This is a genomic window from Nevskia sp., from assembly GCF_051860985.1.
Lineage (GTDB): Bacteria > Pseudomonadota > Gammaproteobacteria > Nevskiales > Nevskiaceae > Nevskia.
Genome location: NZ_JBIMKV010000002.1, coordinates 138,640 through 158,120 on the forward strand (window position 1 = coordinate 138,640; position 19,481 = coordinate 158,120).

15 protein-coding genes, 1 tRNA gene and 2 riboswitches are annotated in these 19,481 nt (G+C 68.7%); of the genes, 12 read left to right on the top strand and 4 right to left on the bottom strand.

What is annotated here, in order from left to right; genetic code table 11:
- Window positions 1-255: 255 nt before the first annotated feature.
- The 3 genes from prpB (at window position 256) to acnD (ending at window position 5,189) form a co-directional block, all read left to right on the top strand.
- Entirely contained in the window at window positions 256-1,140 is an 885-nt protein-coding gene (gene prpB / locus ACTIGJ_RS02915) for a methylisocitrate lyase (protein ID WP_439638781.1), read from the top strand.
- A gap of 140 nt (window positions 1,141-1,280) precedes the next feature.
- Window positions 1,281-2,438 carry a bifunctional 2-methylcitrate synthase/citrate synthase gene (gene prpC / locus ACTIGJ_RS02920; protein ID WP_439638782.1) on the top strand — a complete coding sequence of 386 codons (1,158 nt, stop codon included), beginning with the start codon at window positions 1,281-1,283 and terminating at the stop codon, window positions 2,436-2,438.
- Between the two features lie 153 nt (window positions 2,439-2,591).
- The gene (gene acnD, locus ACTIGJ_RS02925) at window positions 2,592-5,189 is read left to right on the top strand and encodes a Fe/S-dependent 2-methylisocitrate dehydratase AcnD (RefSeq protein WP_439638783.1); all 2,598 of its coding nucleotides are present in this window, start codon (window positions 2,592-2,594) and stop codon (window positions 5,187-5,189) included.
- A gap of 87 nt (window positions 5,190-5,276) precedes the next feature.
- Here acnD and ACTIGJ_RS02930 read toward each other — a convergent pair whose 3' ends face one another.
- A complete protein-coding gene (locus tag ACTIGJ_RS02930; RefSeq protein ID WP_439638784.1) occupies window positions 5,277-6,536 on the bottom strand; it encodes an esterase-like activity of phytase family protein in 1,260 nt (419 codons plus the stop codon).
- Between the two features lie 90 nt (window positions 6,537-6,626).
- Window positions 6,627-6,713, top strand: a riboswitch (glycine riboswitch).
- Window positions 6,714-6,717: 4 nt separating this feature from the next.
- A riboswitch (glycine riboswitch) is annotated at window positions 6,718-6,784 on the top strand.
- A gap of 234 nt (window positions 6,785-7,018) precedes the next feature.
- Here ACTIGJ_RS02930 and gcvT point away from each other — a divergent pair.
- From gcvT to ACTIGJ_RS02975, 9 genes are all read left to right on the top strand, one after another.
- The gene (gene gcvT, locus ACTIGJ_RS02935) at window positions 7,019-8,128 is read left to right on the top strand and encodes a glycine cleavage system aminomethyltransferase GcvT (RefSeq protein WP_439638785.1); all 1,110 of its coding nucleotides are present in this window, start codon (window positions 7,019-7,021) and stop codon (window positions 8,126-8,128) included.
- 59 nt (window positions 8,129-8,187) lie between these two features.
- Window positions 8,188-8,571 carry a glycine cleavage system protein GcvH gene (gene gcvH, locus ACTIGJ_RS02940; protein WP_439638786.1) on the top strand — a complete coding sequence of 128 codons (384 nt, stop codon included), beginning with the start codon at window positions 8,188-8,190 and terminating at the stop codon, window positions 8,569-8,571.
- Between the two features lie 37 nt (window positions 8,572-8,608).
- On the top strand, window positions 8,609-9,973 hold the full coding sequence (gene gcvPA / locus ACTIGJ_RS02945) for an aminomethyl-transferring glycine dehydrogenase subunit GcvPA (RefSeq protein WP_439638787.1): 1,365 nt from the start codon (window positions 8,609-8,611) through the stop codon (window positions 9,971-9,973).
- A gap of 32 nt (window positions 9,974-10,005) precedes the next feature.
- A complete protein-coding gene (tpx, locus tag ACTIGJ_RS02950) occupies window positions 10,006-10,506 on the top strand; it encodes a thiol peroxidase (protein ID WP_439638788.1) in 501 nt (166 codons plus the stop codon).
- A gap of 5 nt (window positions 10,507-10,511) precedes the next feature.
- Window positions 10,512-10,886 (top strand): hypothetical protein, encoded by a 375-nt coding sequence (locus ACTIGJ_RS02955; RefSeq protein ID WP_439638789.1) that lies wholly within the window; start codon window positions 10,512-10,514, stop codon window positions 10,884-10,886.
- Between the two features lie 111 nt (window positions 10,887-10,997).
- Window positions 10,998-12,485 (top strand): aminomethyl-transferring glycine dehydrogenase subunit GcvPB, encoded by a 1,488-nt coding sequence (gcvPB, locus tag ACTIGJ_RS02960; RefSeq protein ID WP_439638925.1) that lies wholly within the window; start codon window positions 10,998-11,000, stop codon window positions 12,483-12,485.
- Complete coding sequence (locus ACTIGJ_RS02965) at window positions 12,485-12,844, top strand: diacylglycerol kinase (protein ID WP_439638790.1); 360 nt, start codon at window positions 12,485-12,487, stop codon at window positions 12,842-12,844. Before gcvPB ends, ACTIGJ_RS02965 begins: the two co-directional genes overlap by 1 nt.
- 25 nt (window positions 12,845-12,869) lie before the next feature.
- Window positions 12,870-13,811: a carbohydrate kinase family protein gene (locus ACTIGJ_RS02970; protein WP_439638791.1), complete on the top strand. Its 942-nt coding sequence runs from the start codon at window positions 12,870-12,872 to the stop codon at window positions 13,809-13,811.
- 43 nt (window positions 13,812-13,854) lie between these two features.
- Window positions 13,855-13,930: transfer RNA gene (locus ACTIGJ_RS02975), tRNA-Thr, on the top strand.
- 122 nt (window positions 13,931-14,052) lie between these two features.
- Here the strand turns inward: ACTIGJ_RS02975 and ACTIGJ_RS02980 are convergent.
- From ACTIGJ_RS02980 to ACTIGJ_RS02990, 3 genes are read right to left on the bottom strand one after another with little or no spacing between them, the layout of a single operon-like run.
- Window positions 14,053-17,202: an efflux RND transporter permease subunit gene (locus ACTIGJ_RS02980; RefSeq protein WP_439638792.1), complete on the bottom strand. Its 3,150-nt coding sequence runs from the start codon at window positions 17,200-17,202 to the stop codon at window positions 14,053-14,055.
- 32 nt (window positions 17,203-17,234) lie between these two features.
- Window positions 17,235-18,185: an efflux RND transporter periplasmic adaptor subunit gene (locus ACTIGJ_RS02985; RefSeq protein ID WP_439638793.1), complete on the bottom strand. Its 951-nt coding sequence runs from the start codon at window positions 18,183-18,185 to the stop codon at window positions 17,235-17,237.
- 8 nt (window positions 18,186-18,193) lie between these two features.
- Window positions 18,194-19,477, bottom strand: coding sequence for a TolC family protein (locus tag ACTIGJ_RS02990; RefSeq protein ID WP_439638794.1), 1,284 nt, complete (start codon window positions 19,475-19,477; stop codon window positions 18,194-18,196).
- Between the last annotated feature and the right edge of the window lie 4 nt (window positions 19,478-19,481).

Genomic DNA, 19,481 nt, shown 5'->3' on the forward strand with positions numbered 1-19,481 from the left:
TTCATGCAACGTTCCGCGTGTTCCATGAAACCCTGGAAGCGGCCGACGGCCGGGCCTGGTGGCCCGGGTGACAGATGACGAAACCCAGGGAAATTCAATAAAAACATGAAATTGTGATCGATTGGCCGGCGCGGTCTGGCCGCCGATCGCGATGGCACGCGTCTTGGTTATGAGCCACGCCTGCCATTTCATGACGGGCCTTCGGGGTGCCGGTTGCCGGCCCCGCTGTCCGCCCGACATTCGAGGAGTTGCCCCATGACGTCTTCCGCCGGTGCCCGTTTCCGCGCCGCTCTCGCCGCCGAGTCGCCGCTGCAGGTGATTGGCGCGATCAACGCCAACCATGCGCTGCTGGCCCAGCGCGCCGGCTTCAAGGCGATCTACCTGTCGGGCGGCGGCGTGGCGGCCGGCTCGCTGGGCATGCCGGACCTCGGCATCAACAACCTCGACGACGTGCTGGTCGACACCCGCCGCATCACCGACGTCTGCGACCTGCCGCTGCTGGTCGACATCGACACCGGCTTCGGTGCCAGCGCCTTCAACATCGAGCGCACCGTGAAGTCGCTGATCAAGGCCGGCGCTGCCGCCTGCCACATCGAGGACCAGGTCGGCGCCAAGCGCTGCGGCCACCGGCCGGGCAAGGAAATCGTCTCCAAGGAAGAGATGGCCGACCGCGTCAAGGCCGCCGCCGACGCCAAGACCGACCAGGATTTCTTCGTCATCGCCCGCACCGACGCGATCCAGGCCGAAGGTGTCGATGCCGCGATCGAGCGTTCAATCGCCTGCGTCGAAGCCGGCGCCGACGGCATCTTCGCCGAGGCTGCCTATGACCTGCCGACCTACAAGCGCTTCGTCGATGCAGTGAAGGTGCCGGTGCTCGCCAACATCACCGAGTTCGGCGCCACCCCGCTGTTCACCCGCGAAGAACTGGCCTCGGTCGGCGTGGCGATCCAGCTGTATCCGCTGAGCGCGTTCCGTGCGGCCAACAAGGCGGCGGAAGCGGTCTACACCTCGATCCGCGGCAACGGCCACCAGAAGGACGTGATCGAGCTGATGCAGACCCGCGCCGAGCTGTACGACCGGATCGGCTACCACGCGTTCGAGAACCGCCTCGACGCCCTGTTCGCCGCCAAGAAGAAGTGACGCGCAGCGTCATCCCGGCGAAAGCCGGGACCCAGGTGAGATGCAGCGTCATTCCGGCACCCGCCGGAATCCCGTGACCCGCTAGATCAGAAAACGAACGCCCGCCCCGGCGGGACCGACAACCGAAACGGAGATTGAGAATGAGCGAAACCACCGCCGCCCCCGGCTTCAAGCCGAAGAAGTCCGTCGCGCTGTCCGGCACCGCTGCCGGCAACACCGCGCTGTGCACCGTCGGCCGCACCGGCAACGACCTGCATTACCGCGGCTACGACATCCTCGATGTCGCCAATGCCTGCGAGTTCGAGGAAATCGCCCATCTGCTGGTGCACGGCAAGCTGCCGAACGCCGCCGAGCTGAAGGCCTACAAGACCAAGCTGAAGGCGCTGCGCGGCCTGCCGGCGGCGGTGAAGAGCGTGCTGGAGCAGCTGCCGGCCGCATCGCATCCGATGGACGTGATGCGCACCGGCGTGTCCGCACTCGGCTGCGTGCTGCCGGAGAAGGACGACCACAACCATCCGGGCGCCCGCGACATCGCCGACAAGCTGATGGCCAGCCTCGGCTCGATGCTGCTGTACTGGTACCACTACAGCCACAACGGCAACATCATCGACGTCGAGACTGACGACGATTCGATCGGCGGCCACTTCCTGCACCTGCTGCACGGCGAGAAGCCGCGCGAGTCGTGGGTGAAGGCGATGCACACCAGCCTGATCCTGTACGCCGAACACGAATTCAACGCGTCGACGTTCACCAGCCGCGTGGTCGCCGGCACCGGTTCGGACATGTACTCGGCCATCGCCGGCGGCATCGGCGCGCTGCGCGGCCCGAAGCACGGCGGCGCCAACGAAGTGGCGTTCGAGATCCAGAAGCGCTACGACAGCCCGGATGAAGCGGAAGCCGACATCAAGGCGCGCGTCGAAAAGAAGGAAGTGGTGATCGGCTTCGGCCACCCGGTCTACACGGTCAGCGATCCGCGCAACAAGGTGATCAAGCAGGTCGCCAAGGAACTGTCGATCGAGGCGGGCAGCACCAAGATGTTCGACATCGCCGAGCGGCTGGAAACGGTGATGTGGGACATCAAGAAGATGTTCCCGAACCTCGACTGGTTCTCGGCCGTCAGCTACCACGTGATGGGCGTGCCGACCGCGATGTTCACCCCGTTGTTCGTGATCGCCCGCACCAGCGGCTGGTCGGCGCACGTCATCGAGCAGCGCATCGACGGCAAGATCATTCGCCCGAGCGCGAACTACGTGGGGCCGGAAGACCTCAAGTTCGTGCCGCTGAAGGATCGCAAGTAACACCGCTGCACGCCCGCTCCGTGGTGGAGCGGGCCGGGTGAGGGTCTTTCCGGCGTTCGCGCTGGCGCCGACGGAAAGATCCTCATCCCGCCTCCTCCCGGCGGGAGCAGGCATCGTTCCCCGCATTCGGCCGCACCGGATCTCAAAACGCCCATGAATACCCAGTACCGCAAGAACCTTCCCGGCACTTCTCTCGACTACTTCGACGCCCGCGCGGCGGTCGACGCCATCCAGCCCGGTGCCTGGGCGAAGCTGCCGTACACCGCCCGCGTGCATGCCGAAAATCTGGTGCGCAAGGGCGAGCCGGAAAAGGTCAATGCGTACCTGGGCCAGCTGATCGAGCGCAAGCGCGACCTCGATTTCCCGTGGTTCCCGGTGCGCGTGGTCTGCCACGACATCCTGGGCCAGACCGCGCTGGTCGATCTTGCCGGCCTGCGCGATGCGATTGCCGACATGGGCGGCGATCCTGCCAAGGTGAACCCCGTCGTGCCGGTGCAGCTGATCGTCGACCACTCGCTGGCGGTCGAATACGGCGGCTTCGAGAAGGACGCGTTCGCCAAGAACCGCGCCGTGGAAGACCGCCGCAACGATGACCGCTTCCACTTCATCGACTGGACCAAGAAGGCCTTCAAGAACATGGAAGTGATCCCGCCGGGCAACGGGATCATGCATCAGATCAACCTGGAGCGAATGAGCCCGGTGATCTACACGCAGGACGGCGTGGCCTTCCCGGACACCTGCGTCGGCACCGACAGCCACACGCCGCACGTCGATGCGCTGGGCGTCATCGCCATCGGCGTCGGCGGCCTGGAAGCCGAGAACGTCATGCTCGGCCGCGCCTCGTGGATGCGCCTGCCGGACATCACCGGCGTGGAGCTGACCGGCAAGCCGGGCCCGGGCATCACCGCCACCGACGTGGTGCTGGCGCTGACCGAATTCCTGCGCAAGGAAAAGGTCGTCGGCCACTACCTCGAATTCCGCGGACCGGGCGCCGCCGCGCTGACCCTGGGCGACCGCGCGACGATCTCCAACATGGCGCCGGAATACGGCGCCACGGCGGCGATGTTCTTCATCGACAAGAACACCATCGACTACCTGAAGCTGACCGGCCGCTCGGACGAGCAGGTCAAGCTGGTCGAGACCTACGCCAAGCACTGCGGCCTGTGGGCCGAGAGCCTTGCGACCGCCGAATACGAGCGCGTGCTGACGTTCGATCTCGGCACCGTGGTCCGCAACATGGCCGGCCCGTCGAACCCGCACAAGCGCCTGCCGACCTCGGCGCTGGCCGAGCGCGGCATCGCCGCACCGTGGGAGCTGCCGGCGGACGGCAAGATGCCGGACGGCGCGGTGATCATCGCGGCCATCACCAGCTGCACCAACACCTCGAACCCGCGCAACGTGATCGCCGCCGGCCTGCTGGCGCGCAACGCGAACAAGGCCGGCCTGACCCGCAAGCCGTGGGTGAAGTCGTCGCTCGCACCCGGCTCGAAGGTCGTCGAAAGCTATCTGAAGGACGCCCAGCTGCTCGGCGAACTGGAGAACTTGGGCTTCGGCATCGTCGCCTTCGCCTGCACCACCTGCAACGGCATGTCCGGTGCGCTCGATCCGAAGATCCAGCAGGAAATCATCGATCGCGATCTGTATGCCACCGCCGTGCTGTCCGGCAACCGCAACTTCGACGGCCGCATCCATCCGTATGCGAAGCAGGCCTTCCTGGCGAGCCCGCCGCTGGTCGTCGCCTACGCGATTGCCGGCACCGTGCGCTTCGACATCGAGAAGGACGTGCTGGGTCTGGACAACAACGGCAAGCCGGTCACCTTGAAGGACATCTGGCCGACCGATGCCGAGATCGACGCCGTGGTCGCCAAGAGCGTCAACCCGACGCAGTTCCGCGCCGTCTACGAGCCGATGTTCAAGAAGGAGGCCGACGACGGCAAGACCATCAGCCCGCTGTATGCCTGGCGCGAGATGAGCACCTACATCCGCCGTCCGCCGTACTGGGAGGGCGCGCTGGCCGGTGTCCGCACCCTGAAGGGCCTGCGCCCGCTGGCGGTGCTGCCGGACAACATCACGACCGACCATCTGTCGCCGTCGAACGCGATCATGATGGACTCGGCCGCAGGCGAGTACCTGCACAAGATGGGCGTGCCGGAAGAGGACTTCAATTCCTACGCGACGCATCGCGGCGATCACCTGACCGCGCAGCGCGCCACCTTCGCCAACCCGCAGCTGGTCAACGAGATGGCGGTGGTCGACGGCAAGGTCAAGAAGGGTTCGCTGGCGCGCATCGAGCCGGACGGCAAGGTCGTGCGCATGTGGGAAGCGATCGAGACCTACATGGAACGCAAGCAGCCGCTGATCATCGTCGCCGGTGCCGACTACGGCCAGGGCAGCTCGCGTGACTGGGCGGCCAAGGGCGTGCGTCTGGCCGGCGTCGAAGTGATCGCCGCCGAAGGCTTCGAGCGCATTCACCGCACCAATCTCATCGGCATGGGCGTGCTGCCGCTGGAGTTCAAGCCGGGCACCACGCGTCTGACGCTGGGTCTGGACGGCACCGAAACCTACGACGTTGAAGGCAAGCTGGCGCCGCGCACGACGCTGACCCTGGTCATCACGCGCAAGAACGGCGAGAAGCTCGAAGTGCCGATGACCTGCCGTCTGGATTCCGATGAAGAAGTGCTGGTCTACGAAGCGGGCGGCGTGCTGCAGCGCTTCGCGATGGACTTCCTGGCCTCCAACAAGGCGGCCTGAAGCAGGACGTCCGACCGGCCGATGCGGCCGGTCGGATGACAAAAAAGCCCCGCCTTGCGCGGGGCTTTTTCGTGGCGGCGGCCGTGCTCAGCGGCAGTTGCGGAACTGCTGCGGCTGGTAGTCCGGCAGGTCGGCCGCGTCGATGCCGAAGACGAAGATCTTCGACGGCTGGCTGGCCATGAAGTCGTTGTCCGAGGTCACCAGCAGGCTGTGCTGGCCGCTCGGCAGATCCGGGCCGAAGGCCAGCCCTTCGATCTTTTCCGGGAAGCCGGCGCCGGCCAGGCCGTAGGCGGGATCGAGCAGGTCGAGGAACGGCGTCTTGGCAACCGGCGCGACGCCGGCCGGCAGGCCGGTCGACGGCAGCGACTTGAGATTGCGGATGTCGCTGGCACCGCTGATGTCGATCCTGAACACGCGCTTGAACTGCGCGGCGGCACCGGCGCGGCCGTCGCGCTCGATGACCAGGAAGCTGTGATCGCTGACCGCCAGGATTTCGTTCAGGCCGTTGCTGGCGGCGTCCAGCGGGTAATAGAACTCGCGCAGTTCGCCGGTCGCCAGGGTGATCTCCACCAGGCGTGCGCCGGTGCTGATCCGGGCATTGCCGGCGCCGAGCGCGCCGTCCTGGATCAGCGCGTTCTGCATCAGCCCGTAGAGCTTGCTGCCGTCCGGGCTGATCGCCAGGCCTTCCATGCCGCGGTTCGCCTGGCGGCCGGCGGCGTTGTTGTTCAGTTCGTTGGCCGGCAGCGATGACGGCGCGTCGATCAGCAGCTTGTTCGGCAGCTTGATCGCGCTGCGGCGGCGGCCGCTGGCCAGGTCGAACGCGTACAGGTACGGGCCGTACTCGTCGGAGATGTAGGCGGTGGTGCCGCAGGCGTCGACGCGGATGCCTTCCGGGTCCAGCCGCAGGCTGTCGGTCGAGCCGCTCGGATCGAACGCCGCGCTGCTGCCGGTGAACGGCTGGCCGGCTTCGTTGGCGAGCAGCAGCGTGCCGGTCACCACCGGCGAGAACTGGAAGGCGTTCGGGCCGTAGGGTGCGATCTGGCGGACGCCGATGTCGATCCGGTACAGGCGGTCGACATAGCTCGTTGCGCCGTCGGCCGGGCCGCGGTCGGGCGCTGCGACGAAGCGCTGACTGCGTCCGGTGTAGGCGAACGCCGAGCCGAAGCCGCCGATCTGGTTCTTCAGGGTCACGCCGTCCTCGAGCACGCCGGTGAAGCCGGACTGGTCGGTGGCGGTGCCAGCGATGGCGCCGGTGCCGAGCAGGGTGACGGCGGCGGAGGCGCTGCCGAACGGCAGGCCGCCGGCAACGGCGAGGGTGACGAGACAACGGCGCAGACGGGCTTTCATCGGGGGCACTCCAGACGGGACAGGTGGGCGATGCTGAGCCCGCAACATGAAGCGCCGATGGCAGGCCGGCCCGCGATCGGACTACACTTCGACCTGCAGGCAAGAGAGTCCGGAACCCCCGGCACCGAAGGCGCAATCCCCCCGGAATCGCTCAGGTCAACGGATTGCCTGCTGTGGACACTCTGGAGAGCGCTCGCGAGGTCGGCGAGCCACCGAAGGCGCCAAACGCTCAGGTACGAAAGGACAGATGGGGGTGAGAAGCCACGGCTTTGCGAGCACGGCTCGCAGTGGCTTCGAACGCCGGCGCGAAAGCGACGGCCGGAGCACCGGTACCCCGAAACGTGGCCCTGCGGTTCCGAATGCCGGAGCGAAGGGCGAATGATGGGGACACTGGCGCACGGGCCTTCGAAGGCTGCGCTGCAAGCCCCGCACCTCATGCAAACTCTGCCTGAGGCCCTTCGTCGCCGAGTCCGATCCGCCACATGCTGAAGCACACCGCGCTGCACGCCGAACACCTGCGCCTCGGCGCCCGGATGGTGGATTTCGCCGGCTGGGACATGCCGATCCAGTACGCGTCGCAACTCGACGAACACCACGCCGTGCGCACGGTCGCCGGCATGTTCGACGTGGCCCACATGAGCGCCGTCGACGTGCTGGGCAGCCAGGCGCGCGACTTCCTCCGCCATCTGCTCGCCAATGACGTGGCGCGGCTGCAAAGCCCCGGCAAGGCGCTGTACAGCTGCATGCTGAACCGCGACGGCGGCGTGATCGACGACCTGATCGTCTACCACCTCGATGAATCCTGGTTCCGGCTGGTGGTCAACGCCGGTACCACCGACAAGGACCTCGCCTGGCTGCAGGCCGAGGCCTGTGGCTTCGAGGTCGAGATCCGCCATCGTCACGATCTCGGCATCCTCGCCGTGCAGGGCCCGGCGGCGCGCCAGCGGGTGCAGGCGCTTCTGCCGCCGGAACTGGCGGAACGCGCCTCGGCGCTGACGCCGTTCAGCGCTGCCTGGCACGGCGAACTGTTCGTAGGCCGCACCGGCTACACCGGCGAGGATGGCTACGAGCTGATCCTGCCGCATGACGAACTGCTGCCGCTCTGGCAGGCGCTGCTGGCCGCCGGCGTCACGCCCTGCGGCCTTGGCGCCCGCGACACGCTGCGCCTGGAAGCCGGCATGAATCTCTACGGCCAGGACATGGACGAGACGGTCAGCCCGCTCGAATGCGGCCTGGCCTGGACGGTATCGCTGGCCGACAGCCGCCGCGCCTTCGTCGGCCGCGAGGCGCTCGAAGCCCGGCAGGCCGCGCTCGGCCGCAAGGCGATCGGCCTGGTGCTCGAAGGCCGTGGCGTGCTGCGCGGCCACATGCCGGTGCGCGCTGCCGGCCAGCAGGTCGGCGAACTGACCAGCGGCGGCTATGCGCCGACCCTGAAGGGCTCGATCGCGCTGGCCCGCGTCGCCGCCGATGCCGAGCCGCCGTTCGAGGTCGAGATCCGCGGTCAGTGGCACGCCGTTCGCGAAGTGAAGCCGCCGTTCGTGCGCCACGGCAAGGTTCTGGTTGCAAGCGCGGCCCCGGCGCCGCGCAGCTGATTGAGATGGATCGTCCCTGTTCGTTCGCCCACCGGCCCGTTGGCCCCGAGACCTAACCCATGAGCAACACGCCTGCAGACCTCAAGTACGCCAAGTCCCACGAGTGGGTGAAGACCTTGCCCGACGGCACCTTGCTGATCGGCATCACCGACCACGCGCAGGCTGCGCTCGGCGATCTGGTGTTCGTCGAAACCCCGAAGGTCGGCCGGGTGCTGGCCGCCGATGAAGCCTGCTGCGTTGTCGAATCGGTGAAAGCCGCCAGCGATGTCTATGCCCCGGTGGCCGGCACCGTCGTCGACGCCAACACCAAGCTCGGCGAGAACCCCGAACTGGTCAACGATGCGCCGTACGAGGCCGGCTGGCTGTGGAAGCTGAAGCCGGCGAATCCGGCCGATGTCGACGGCCTGCTGGACGCCGCCGGCTATATCGCGTCGCTGAGCTGAGCGCCGCCGCCGCACCGCTGCCCGGGTCCTGACCGTCATGCCTTTCATTCCCCATACCGAAACCGATGTCGCCGAGATGCTGGCGACCATCGGCGCCCCGTCGATCGATGCGCTGTTCGGCGAGATTCCCGCCGAGCTGCGCTGCCAGGGCCTGTCCCAGGTGCCGCCCCGGATCGCCGAGATGGACATCGCCCGGCTGATGCAGGCACGCGCCGCACAGGACGGCACGCTGCTGAACTTCTGCGGCGCCGGTGCCTACGAGCACCACATTCCGGCGGCGGTCTGGGAAATCGCCACGCGCGGCGAGTTCTACTCGGCCTACACGCCGTACCAGGCCGAGGCCAGCCAGGGCACCTTGCAGCTGCTCTACGAATACCAGTCGATGATGTGCGCGCTGACCGGCATGGAGGTGTCGAACGCCTCGCTGTACGACGGCGCTTCCGCGCTCGCCGAAGCGCTCCTGATGGCGGTGCGCGCCAACCCGGGCGTCGGCGACGGCCGGGTGCTGATGCCGGCGGCCGTGCATCCGTACTACCGCGAGGTGGTCGGCTCGATCACCGAAGCGCAGGGCATCCAGCCGCTGCCGCTGGCTTTCGACCCGGCCAGCGGCCAGACCGCGCTCGACAGCCTCAAGGCGCATGAAGGGCAGGGCATCACGGCGGTGGTGATCGCCCAGCCGAATTTCTTCGGCGTGCTCGAGGATGTCGATGCGATCACCGACTGGGCGCATGCCAACGGCGCGCTGGTGGTGGCGCTGGTCAATCCGGTGTCGCTGGCGCTGCTGAAGCCGCCCGGTGAATGGGGCACGAAGGGTGCGGACATCGTCTGCGGCGACGGCCAGCCGCTCGGTGCGCCGCTGTCGTCCGGCGGGCCGTACTTCGGCTTCCTGACCGCGCGCCAGCAGTACGTGCGGCAGATGCCGGGCCGCATCGTCGGTCGCACCGTCGATCTCGACGGCAAGCCTGGCTTCACGCTGACCCTGCAGGCGCGCGAGCAGCACATCCGCCGCTCCAAGGCGACCTCAAACATCTGCACCAACCAGGGCCTGCTGGTCACCGCTGCAACCATCCACATGAGCCTGCTCGGGCCGGATGGCCTGGAGAGCGCGGCCGCGCATTCGCTGGCCAACACGGCGGCGCTGGTCGCGAAGCTGACCGCGATCCCGGGCGTCGAAGCGGTGTTCAGCGGCGCGCGCTTCCACGAAGCCGTCATCCGCCTGCCGCAGGCCCCTGCGATCGTGCTGGCGCGGCTGGCCGAGGCCGGCATCTTCGGCGGCTTCGATCTCAGCGCTCATTACCCGGAACTCGGCCATGCGCTGCTGGTCTGCGCCACCGAAACCCGCACCGAAGCCGATCTCGACCGCTACGCCGATACGCTGCGCGACGTGCTTGCCACCTGCTGAACCGCTGAACCCACCATAACGAGGAGACCCCGATGGCCCTGATCACCCTGCGCGGCAATGCGCTTTCCACCAATGGCGAACTGCCGAAGCCGGGCAGCGATGCGCCGGGCTTCCGCCTGGTCAACGGCGATCTGAAGGACGTGTCGCTGCACGACTACGCGGGCAAGAAGAAGGTGCTGAACATCTTCCCGTCGATCGACACGCCGACCTGCGCGATGTCGGTGCGCAAGTTCAACGAGAAGGCCGCCGATCTGACCGACACCGTGGTGCTGTGCATCTCCGCCGACCTGCCGTTCGCGCAGAAGCGCTTCTGCGGCGCCGAAGGCATCAAGAACGTCGAAACGCTGTCGCTGATGCGCGGCCGCAGCTTTTCCGACGAGTACGGCCTGACCATCGAGAACGGCCCGCTGGCCGGCCTGACAGCGCGCGCCGTGGTCGTCGTCGGCGCCGACAACAAGGTGTTGCACAGCGAACTGGTCACCGAGATCGCCGACGAGCCGAACTACGACGCGGCGCTGAAGGCGCTGGGCTGATCGCCATGCATCGCCTGTACCGACATCGGCTGTTCGTGCTGCTGGCTGCGCTGCTGCTTGCGGCCTGCGGCGGCAGCAAGGCGCCGGTGTCGGTGCCGGCGGATTTCGTCGGCGAGTGGACCGCGCCGGGCATCACGCTGGTGCTGACCGAATTCGGCGAGATCCACTACAGCCGCTTCCGCGATGCCGGCTCGACGGTATCCGTCACCGGCCCGCTGCGCAGCTTCGAACGCCAGCACTTTTCTGCCGGCTGGGGGCCGCTGTCGACGACCTTCCACATCGATGTGCCGCCGTACCAGGACGGGCTGGTCTGGCGGATGAAGATCGACGGCATCGAACTGGTGCGGCCGGCCGAAGGCCCGGCACCGCCCGAAGCCTGAACCCCGACCCCGAACCCCGACGCTGTACCCGTGACCCGATCGAGAGCTGCCATGGCGCACGCCGCTGAACCGCTGAATCCTTCCGCCGATATCCGGCCCGTTGCCGGGCCGATGGTGTCGCCGCTGAATCCGCTCGAACCGCTGATCTTCGAACTCGGCCGCGCCGGCCGCAGCGCGGTGGCGCAGCGGCCGGTGGCGACCGTGGCGGTGGAACTGCCGGCCGCGCTGCGTCGGCGTGTGCCGCCGGCGCTGCCGCAGGTGTCGGAGCTACAGGCGGTGCGCCACTACACGCGGCTGTCGAAGCTGAACTTCTCGATCGACACCCACTTCTATCCGCTCGGCAGCTGCACGATGAAGTACAACCCGCGCGCCTGTAACCGGCTCGCGATGCTGCCCGGCTTCCTCGGCCGCCACCCGCTGGCGCCGGCCGCGCAGTCGCAGGGCTTCCTGGCCTGCATGTTCGAGCTGCAGGAGATCCTCAAGGACGTCACCGGCATGGCTGGCGTCAGCCTGACGCCGATGGCCGGCGCCCAGGGCGAGTTCGCCGGTGTGGCGATGATCCGCGCCTATCACCGGGCCCGGAACGATCTGGCGCGGACCGAAATCCTGGTGCCGGACGCCGCTCACGGCACCAATCCGGCCACCGCGACGATGCTCGGCATGACCGTGCGCGAGATTCCCACCAATTCCGAAGGCGACGTCGATCTCGACAAGCTGGCCGCGGTGATCGGCCCGCAGACCGCCGGCATCATGCTGACCAATCCATCGACGCTCGGCGTCTTCGAGCGCTCGATCGCGACGATCGCCAGACTCGTCCACGACGCCGGCGGCCTGCTGTACTACGACGGCGCTAACCTCAACGCCATCCTCGGCGAAGTGCGGCCCGGCGACATGGGCTTCGACGTCATCCACATGAACCTGCACAAGACCTTCTCGACGCCGCACGGCGGCGGCGGGCCGGGGGCAGGGGCGGTCGGCGTGTCCGAGCGGCTGCTGCCGTTCATGCCGATTCCGGTGGTCGGCAAGACCGGCGACGCCTACCGCTGGCTCGATGAAAACGACCTGCCGCAGACCATCGGCCGCCTCAGCGCCTTCATGGGCAATGCCGGCGTGCTGCTGCGCGCCTATGTCTACGCCCGGCTGCTGGGCCGCGAGGGCATGCAGCGGGTCGCCGAGTTCGCCACGCTGAACGCCAACTACCTGCAGGCGCGGTTGCGCGAGCGCGGCTTCGAGCTGGCCTTCCCGACCCGGCGCGCGACCCACGAGTTCATCGTCACGCTGAAGCGCGACAAGCAGCAGCACGAGCTGACCGCCACCGATATCGCCAAGCGCCTGCTCGACTACGGCTACCACGCACCGACCGTCTACTTCCCGCTGCTGGTGCCGGAGTGCCTGCTGATCGAACCGACCGAGACCGAGGACAAGGACACCCTCGATGCCTTCGTCGAGGCGCTGTGCGCGATCCGCGAGGAAGCGCGCACCGACATCGCCACGCTGAAGGGCGCGCCGTACCGGATGCCGGTGCGCCGGCTCGACGACGTGCGTGCCGCGCGCCAGCTCGACATCCGCTACGTCGCACTGGCCGGGAGCGCCCGCTGATGGCCGACGGCATCAAGGGCTGGCGGCGGATCCTGCGCGCCACCAAGGTCAGCTACGACGGCATGGGCTGGGCGCTGCGCGAGGAGGAAGCCTTCCGCATCGAGCTGGTGATCTTCTTCGCGATGCTGCCGTTCGCTTTTTGGCTCGGTGACGGGGCGGTCGAGAAGGTGATCCTGTTCTGGAGCCTGCTGCTGGTGCTGATCGTCGAGCTGCTCAACACGGCGGTCGAGGTGGTGGTCGATCGCATCGGCCTGGAACGTCATGTATTGTCCGGGCGCGCCAAGGACCTGGGGTCTGCGGCGGTCCATCTTTCACTGCTGCAGGTGCCGCTGGTCTGGGGCCTCGTCCTGCTGTCCTGACCACCTTTCACGCTTCGGAAACCCAATGTCTGCACTGATCTGCGGTTCACTCGCCTACGACACCATCATGGTGTTCTCGGGCCGCTTCCAGAACGAGATCCTGCCGGACAAGGTGCACATCCTGAACGTCGCCTTCCTGGTGCCGGAACTGCGCAAGGAATTCGGCGGCACCGCCGGCAACATCGCCTACAACCTGAAGATGCTCGGCGGCGAACCGCTGCCGATGGCCACCGTCGGCAAGGACTTCGCGCAGTACGAGGCCTGGCTCGACCAGCACGGCATCAGCCGGGAATACGTCAAGACCATTCCCGAGGCCTATACCGCGCAGGCCTACATCACCACCGATCTCGACGACAACCAGATCACCGCCTTCCACCCCGGCGCGATGAGCTTCGCCCACACCCAGGATGTGCACGCGGCGATCAAGGCTGGGGCGAAGATCGGCTCGGTGTCGCCGGACGGTCGCGACGCGATGATCCTGCACGCCGAGCAGTTCGCCGACGCCGGCCTGCCGTTCATCTTCGATCCGGGCCAGGGCCTGCCGATGTTCGGCGGCGACGATCTCAAGGCGTTCATCGAAAAGGCCACCTACGTGGCGGTCAACGACTACGAGTCGGAAATGATCATGGACCGCACCGGCTGGTCGCTGAAGGAGATCGCCGATCGCGTCGAGGCGCTGATCGTCACCCGTGGCGGCAAGGGCTCGCACATCTACACGCGCAGCAAGACCCACGAGATCCCGACCGCGACCGCCCAGGCCCTGGCCGACCCGACCGGCTGCGGCGACGCCTACCGCGCCGGCCTGCTCTATGGCCTGCTGAACGGCATGGACTGGGAAACCACCGGCCGCGTCGCCTCGCTGATCGGCGCGATCAAGATCGAGCGTCCGGGCCCGCAGAACCACTACGTCGGCCCGGAAGACTTCCGCGCCCGGTTCAAGAAGGAATTCCGTTACGACCTCGCCTGAAAGACCGCCGGCGCGGAAAACTTTGTCTATAATCGCGGCCCGCGCCGAAATAGCTCAGTCGGTAGAGCAACTGATTCGTAATCAGTAGGTCGGAGGTTCGATTCCTCTTTTCGGCACCATCTTCAAAGCATCCTGAAAGCCTGCCTCGCGCAGGCTTTTTGCTGGGCGGCGCCTTTGTCGTCCGCAGCACCGGCCGGCAACGGCCGGGCTGCGGACAGCTCACTGGATGCCCGGTGCGGCTTCAGCCCGGCGCGGCACCGGTGGCGGCATCGCTTGTTGCCGGTCGGGGCATCCGGGCGCGCCCGGCCAGCCGGTACAGCGCCGGCAGCACCAGCAAGGTCAGCAGGGTCGACGAGCCGATGCCGCCGATCACGACCGTCGCCAGCGGGCGCTGCACTTCGCTGCCGATGCCGGTATTGAAGGCCATCGGCACGAAGCCGAGGCTGGCGACCAGTGCGGTCATCAGCACCGGGCGCAGGCGGCTCAGCGCGCCTTCGGCGATGGCGTCGTCGAGCGGCCGGCCGCGCGCCAGCAGGTCGCGGATGAAGCTGACCATCACCAGGCCATTGAGCACGGCGATGCCGGACAGCGCGATGAAGCCGACGCCGGCGGAAATCGACAGCGGGATGCCGCGCAGCCACAACGCCAGCACGCCGCCGGTGAGCGCCAGCGGCACGCCGCTGAAAATCACCAAGGCGTCGCGCAGCGAACCGAAGGCCAGCCACAGCATGGCGAGGATCAGCGCCAGCGTTGCCGGCACCACCACGGCCAGCCGCGTCGCAGCCGACTGCAACTGCTCGAAGCTGCCGCCGTAGTCGAGCCAGTAGCCGGTCGGCAGCGGCACGTCCGCCGCCAGCCGGCGTTGGGCGTCGGCGACGAAGCTGCCGAGATCGCGGCCCCGGACATTGGCGGTGACCACCGCCCGGCGCTTGCCGTTTTCGCGGTTGATCTGGTTCGGTCCGGCGCGCAGCGCCACGGTCGCGACCTCGGCCAGCGGCAGGCTGCCGCCGCCCGGCAGCGGCACCGGCAGCACGGTCAGCGCGTCGACATCGCTGCGCAGCGCTTCCGGCAGGCGCAGCACGATGTCGTAGCGGGCATCGCCCTCGAACAGCCGGCCGGCAGCCTGGCCGCCGATCGCACCGGCCACCACCGTCTGCACGTCGGCCACGTTGAGGCCGAAGCGCGACAGCTGTTCGCGATCCGGCGTGACGGTCAGCAGCGGCAGGCCGTCGAGCGGTTCGGCACGGACATCGGCGGCGCCCGGCAGGTCTTGCAGCACACGGGCGATGTCGGCGGCGAGCCGCGCCAGGGTGTCGAGATCGTCGCCGTAGACCTTGACGCCGAGATCCGAGCGGACGCCGGAAATCAGCTCGTTGAAACGCAGCTGGATCGGCTGCGACAGCTCGTAGCTGCTGCCCGGCACCCGGCCGGCGCGGGCTTCGATATCGGCCATCACGGCGGCCTTCGGCTTGCCGGGGTCCGGCCACTGCGCGCGCGGCTTCAGCATCACGTAGCCGTCGGCGATGTTCGGCGGCATCGGATCGGTCGCGACTTCCGCGGTGCCGAGCCGCGCGAACACCCGTTCGACCTCGGGCAGCGCAGCGATCTCGCGTTCCAGCTCGCGCTGCAGCTGCAGCGACTGGCCGAGCGAGGTGCCGGGAATGCGCAGCGCCTGGATCGCGGCGTCGCCCTCGTCGAGGTTGGGCACGAACTCGCTGCCGAGCCGCGTCGCCAGCACGGCGCAGCCGAGCACCAGCAGCAAGGCCAGCGGCGCCACTTTCCGGCGCTGGCGCAGGGCCGCATCGAGCAGCGGCCGGTAGGCGCGCAATGCCAGCCGCAGCAGCGGGTTCTCGGCGTCCCGGACCGGCGCCCGGAACAGCAGCGCGATGCCGGCCGGGATGAAGCTCAGCGCCAGCAGCATGCCGGCCAGCAAGGCGATCACCACGGTTGCCGCCATCGGATGGAACATCCGGCCCTCGACGCCTTCCAGCGCGAACAGCGGCAGGTAGACGGCGGTGATGATCACCACGCCGAACAGCGCCGGGCGGATCACTTCGCGGGTGGCGCGGAACACCACGTCGAGGCGTTCCGCCAGCGGCAGGCGGCGACCGCCGTGGCTGGCCTCGGCCAGCCGGCGCAACGCGTTCTCGACGATGATCACCGCGCCGTCGACGATCAGCCCGAAGTCGAGCGCGCCGAGGCTCATCAGGTTGGCGCTGACCCGGTTGCCGACCATGCCGCTGATGGTGATCAGCATCGCGAACGGAATCACCGCTGCCGTCAGCAGCGCGGCGCGCACATTGCCGAGCAGCGCGAACAGGATCGCCACCACCAGCAGCGCGCCCTCGGCGAGGCTCTTCTCGACGGTGGCCAGGGTGCGGTCGACGAGCGTCGTGCGGTCGTAGACCGGCGTCAGGCGCACGCCGGGCGGCAGGCCGGCGGCGATCGCCGGCAGGCGAGCGGCGACTGCCCGGGCCACGGTCCGGCTGTTTTCGCCGACCCGCATGATGGCGGTGCCGAGCACCACCTCGTCGCCGTTCAGCGTCGCCGCGCCGCTGCGGGGCGCGGCGCTTTCGCTGACGGTGGCGACGTCGCCGATCCGCAGCGGCACGCCATCGGTCTGGCTGACCACGATCCGGCGCAGGTCGTCGAGCGTTTCCGCCTGGCCCGGCACCCGCACCAGCAGCTGGCTGCCGTTCTTCTCGATCGAGCCGGCGCCCTGGTTGCCGTTGTTGGCGTTCAGGCGGGCCGCCAGGTCGGCGAAGCTCAGGCCATGCGCCTGCAGCCGGGCCGGGTCCGGCGCGACCAGGATTTCCTTGTCGTCGCCGCCGACCGCATTGATCTCGGCGACCCCCGGCACCCGCAGCAGCTGCGGCCGGATCACCCAGTCCTGCAGGCTGCGCAGCTGCATCGGCGTCGGCAGCGCCGTACCCGCCGGCAGCTGGCCGGGATCGGCTTCGACGGTGTACAGGAAGATCTCGCCGAGGCCGGTGGCGATCGGCCCGAGCGCCGGCTCGATGCCGGCCGGCAGCTGCGCCCGTGCCGCGTTCAATCGCTCCGCGACCTGGGCGCGCGCGAAGTACAGGTCGGTGCCGTCGGCGAACACCACGGTGACCTGCGACAGGCCGTAGCGCGACAGCGACCGCGTGTGGTCGAGCTGCGGCATGCCGGCCATCGCGGTCTCGATCGCCCAGGTGATGCGGCGCTCGGTTTCCAGCGGCGTGTAACCCGGCGCCTCGGTATTGATCTGCACCTGGACATTGGTGATGTCCGGCACCGCGTCGATCGGCAGGCGCTGGAAATTCCAGAGGCCGAGTGCGGCACTGAGCAGCACCAGCACCATGACCAGCACCCGATGATCGACGGCCAGCCGCAGGCTTCTATCGAGCATGGCGCAGCTCCGGTGTCGTGGCGGCAGTCAGTTCAATGCGCATGTTCGGCCCCCGACTTTTCCAGTTCGGCCTTGATCACATAGCTGCCGGCGGCGACCACCGGCGTACCGGCGGCGAGGCCGTCGAGCACTTCCACCTGTTCGCGGTCCTGGCGGCCGAGGCGCACCGGACGCGGCGTGTAGCGGTCGCCGTCGACGACGAAGACGACGCTGGCGCCGTCGAGATCCTGGATCGCCGTGCGCGGTACCCGCACGGCCACCGGCGTTGCGCCGACCGTGACTTCGGCGGTCACGAACAGGCCGGGCGGAAACGCCCGCGCGCGGTTGTCGAGCGGCACATGGGCCTTGAGCGCCTGGTTGGCGGTCCCCAGCAGATCGATGCGGGCGATGCTGGCCTGTGTCGTCGCGCCGCCATCGGCCGCCCGCAGGTGCACCGGCTGGCCGCTGCGGATCGCTGCGCGGTCGCGCGGGAACACCGACAGCTCGGCCCAGACGGTGTCGACATTGGTGATCACGAACAGCGGCGTGTCGCCGGTCTTCTGGCCGCTGTTGGCGGTGCGCGCGGTGATCACACCCGACAGAGGCGCGCTGACCGTGTAGTTCTCCAGGCTCAGGTCGCTTTCGACGACCGCCAGCGGCTCGCCGCTGCGCACCTCGTCGCCGAGCGCCTTGCGGACGCTGCGGACGACGCCGGGGAAGCGGGCATGGACCTCGCGCACCGTTTCCGGATTGGCGTTGATGCGGCCATACAGCACCCGGCTTTCGGCCAAGGTGCCGGGCCCGGCGATGGCGCGGGCCAGGCCCAGGCGGCCGGCCATGCCGGAGTCGATGCGCACCGATGGCGGCGCGGCATCGGCGGGATCGGTTTCGGTGGCCGCGAGCGGTGCGACGGCCTGCGTGTCGATCGGGGCGTCGACCGGCGCGGCAGCGCGATCGCAGGCGCCGACCAGCAGCGCCAGCAACAGGATCAGCAGGGTTTTCATCGGCATTCTCACGGGGTGTCGCCGGCCGGCAGCACGCCGGTCAGACGATCGATTTCGGTGGCGAACTGCCAGGCGTCGGCGGCGGCCTGGATGCGGGCTCGGCGGGCCTCGAACAGTTCCTTGCGGGCGGCGACCAGCTCCTGGTAGCCGTAGCGGCCCCGGGCGTAGGCGTACTCGGTCTGCTGCAGCGCCTTTTCGATGCGCGGCAGCACAGCGGTCGCCAGCGTGTTGGCCGCCGTGTGGGCGTGCTTCAGCTCTTGGAACCACTCGTAAAGTTGCGTCAGGCTGGCGATGTCGGCCGCATTGCGGCGCAGGCCGACCTGATCGGCGCGCGCCTGGGCTTCGGCGATCTCGCCCTGGCCACGGTCGTTGACCGGCAGCGGGATCTGCAGCGAGAACACGCCGGCCACGTCCTGGCCATCGCCGAAGCGCCGCAGGCCGGCACTGACCTGCCAGGCCGGCCGGCGGCGCTGCTCGGCCAGCCGCAGCTCGGCATCGCGGACACGCTGCTCGGCGATCAGCCGCAGCTGCGCCGGATTGGCCTTGAGCCGCTCGGTCAGGGCCTCGAACGGCGCCAGTGGCGGCAGCGCTAGCAGGTCGCCCTCAGCGATGCCGAACGTGGCTTCGCGCGCGCCCCACAGCGCGGCGAGCTGGCGGCGGCTGGTCAGCAGTTCGTGCTCGGCGTGCTCGTGATCCAGCTCGGCCAGTGCCAGCGAGGCTTCGGCGCGCGCCAGTTCGGCGGACGGCACCGCGCCGGCCCGGACCCGTTTGCGCGTCGCCTCGACGGTGCGCCGCGCCAGTTCCGAGGCCTCATGGGTGACCGCCAGCTGCGCCTGGTCGGACAGCACATGGCCGTAGCGGCGCGCGGTTTCGGCAGCGGTGTCGACCTGCCGTTCGAGCTGCTCGGCGGCCAGCAGGCCGGTGCCGGCACGAGCGGCGTCGAGCCGCCGCTGGCGCGCGCCGCGTTCCAGCAGCTGGCTCAGGCTCAGCGTCTGCTCGGCAGCGCGGAAGCCGCTGCGGCTGCCGCTGCCGAGCGCGTCCTCGACGCTCAGGTTGAGCGTCGGATTCGGCGCCAGACCGGCCTGCAGCACGCGGCCGTCCTGGATGCGGAAGGCTTCGGCGTACACCGCCAGTTCGGGATTGCTCGCCAGCACCTGGCGAATCGCCGTCGCCAGGCGGATCGGCGGGCCGTCGGGCGGCAGCTCGGGTTCGGCCTTGAGCCCGGCGGGCTGGGCGGACAGCAACAACAGCAGCACGCCGGGCAGATGCCGGCGCACGGAAGACAGCAACATCGGG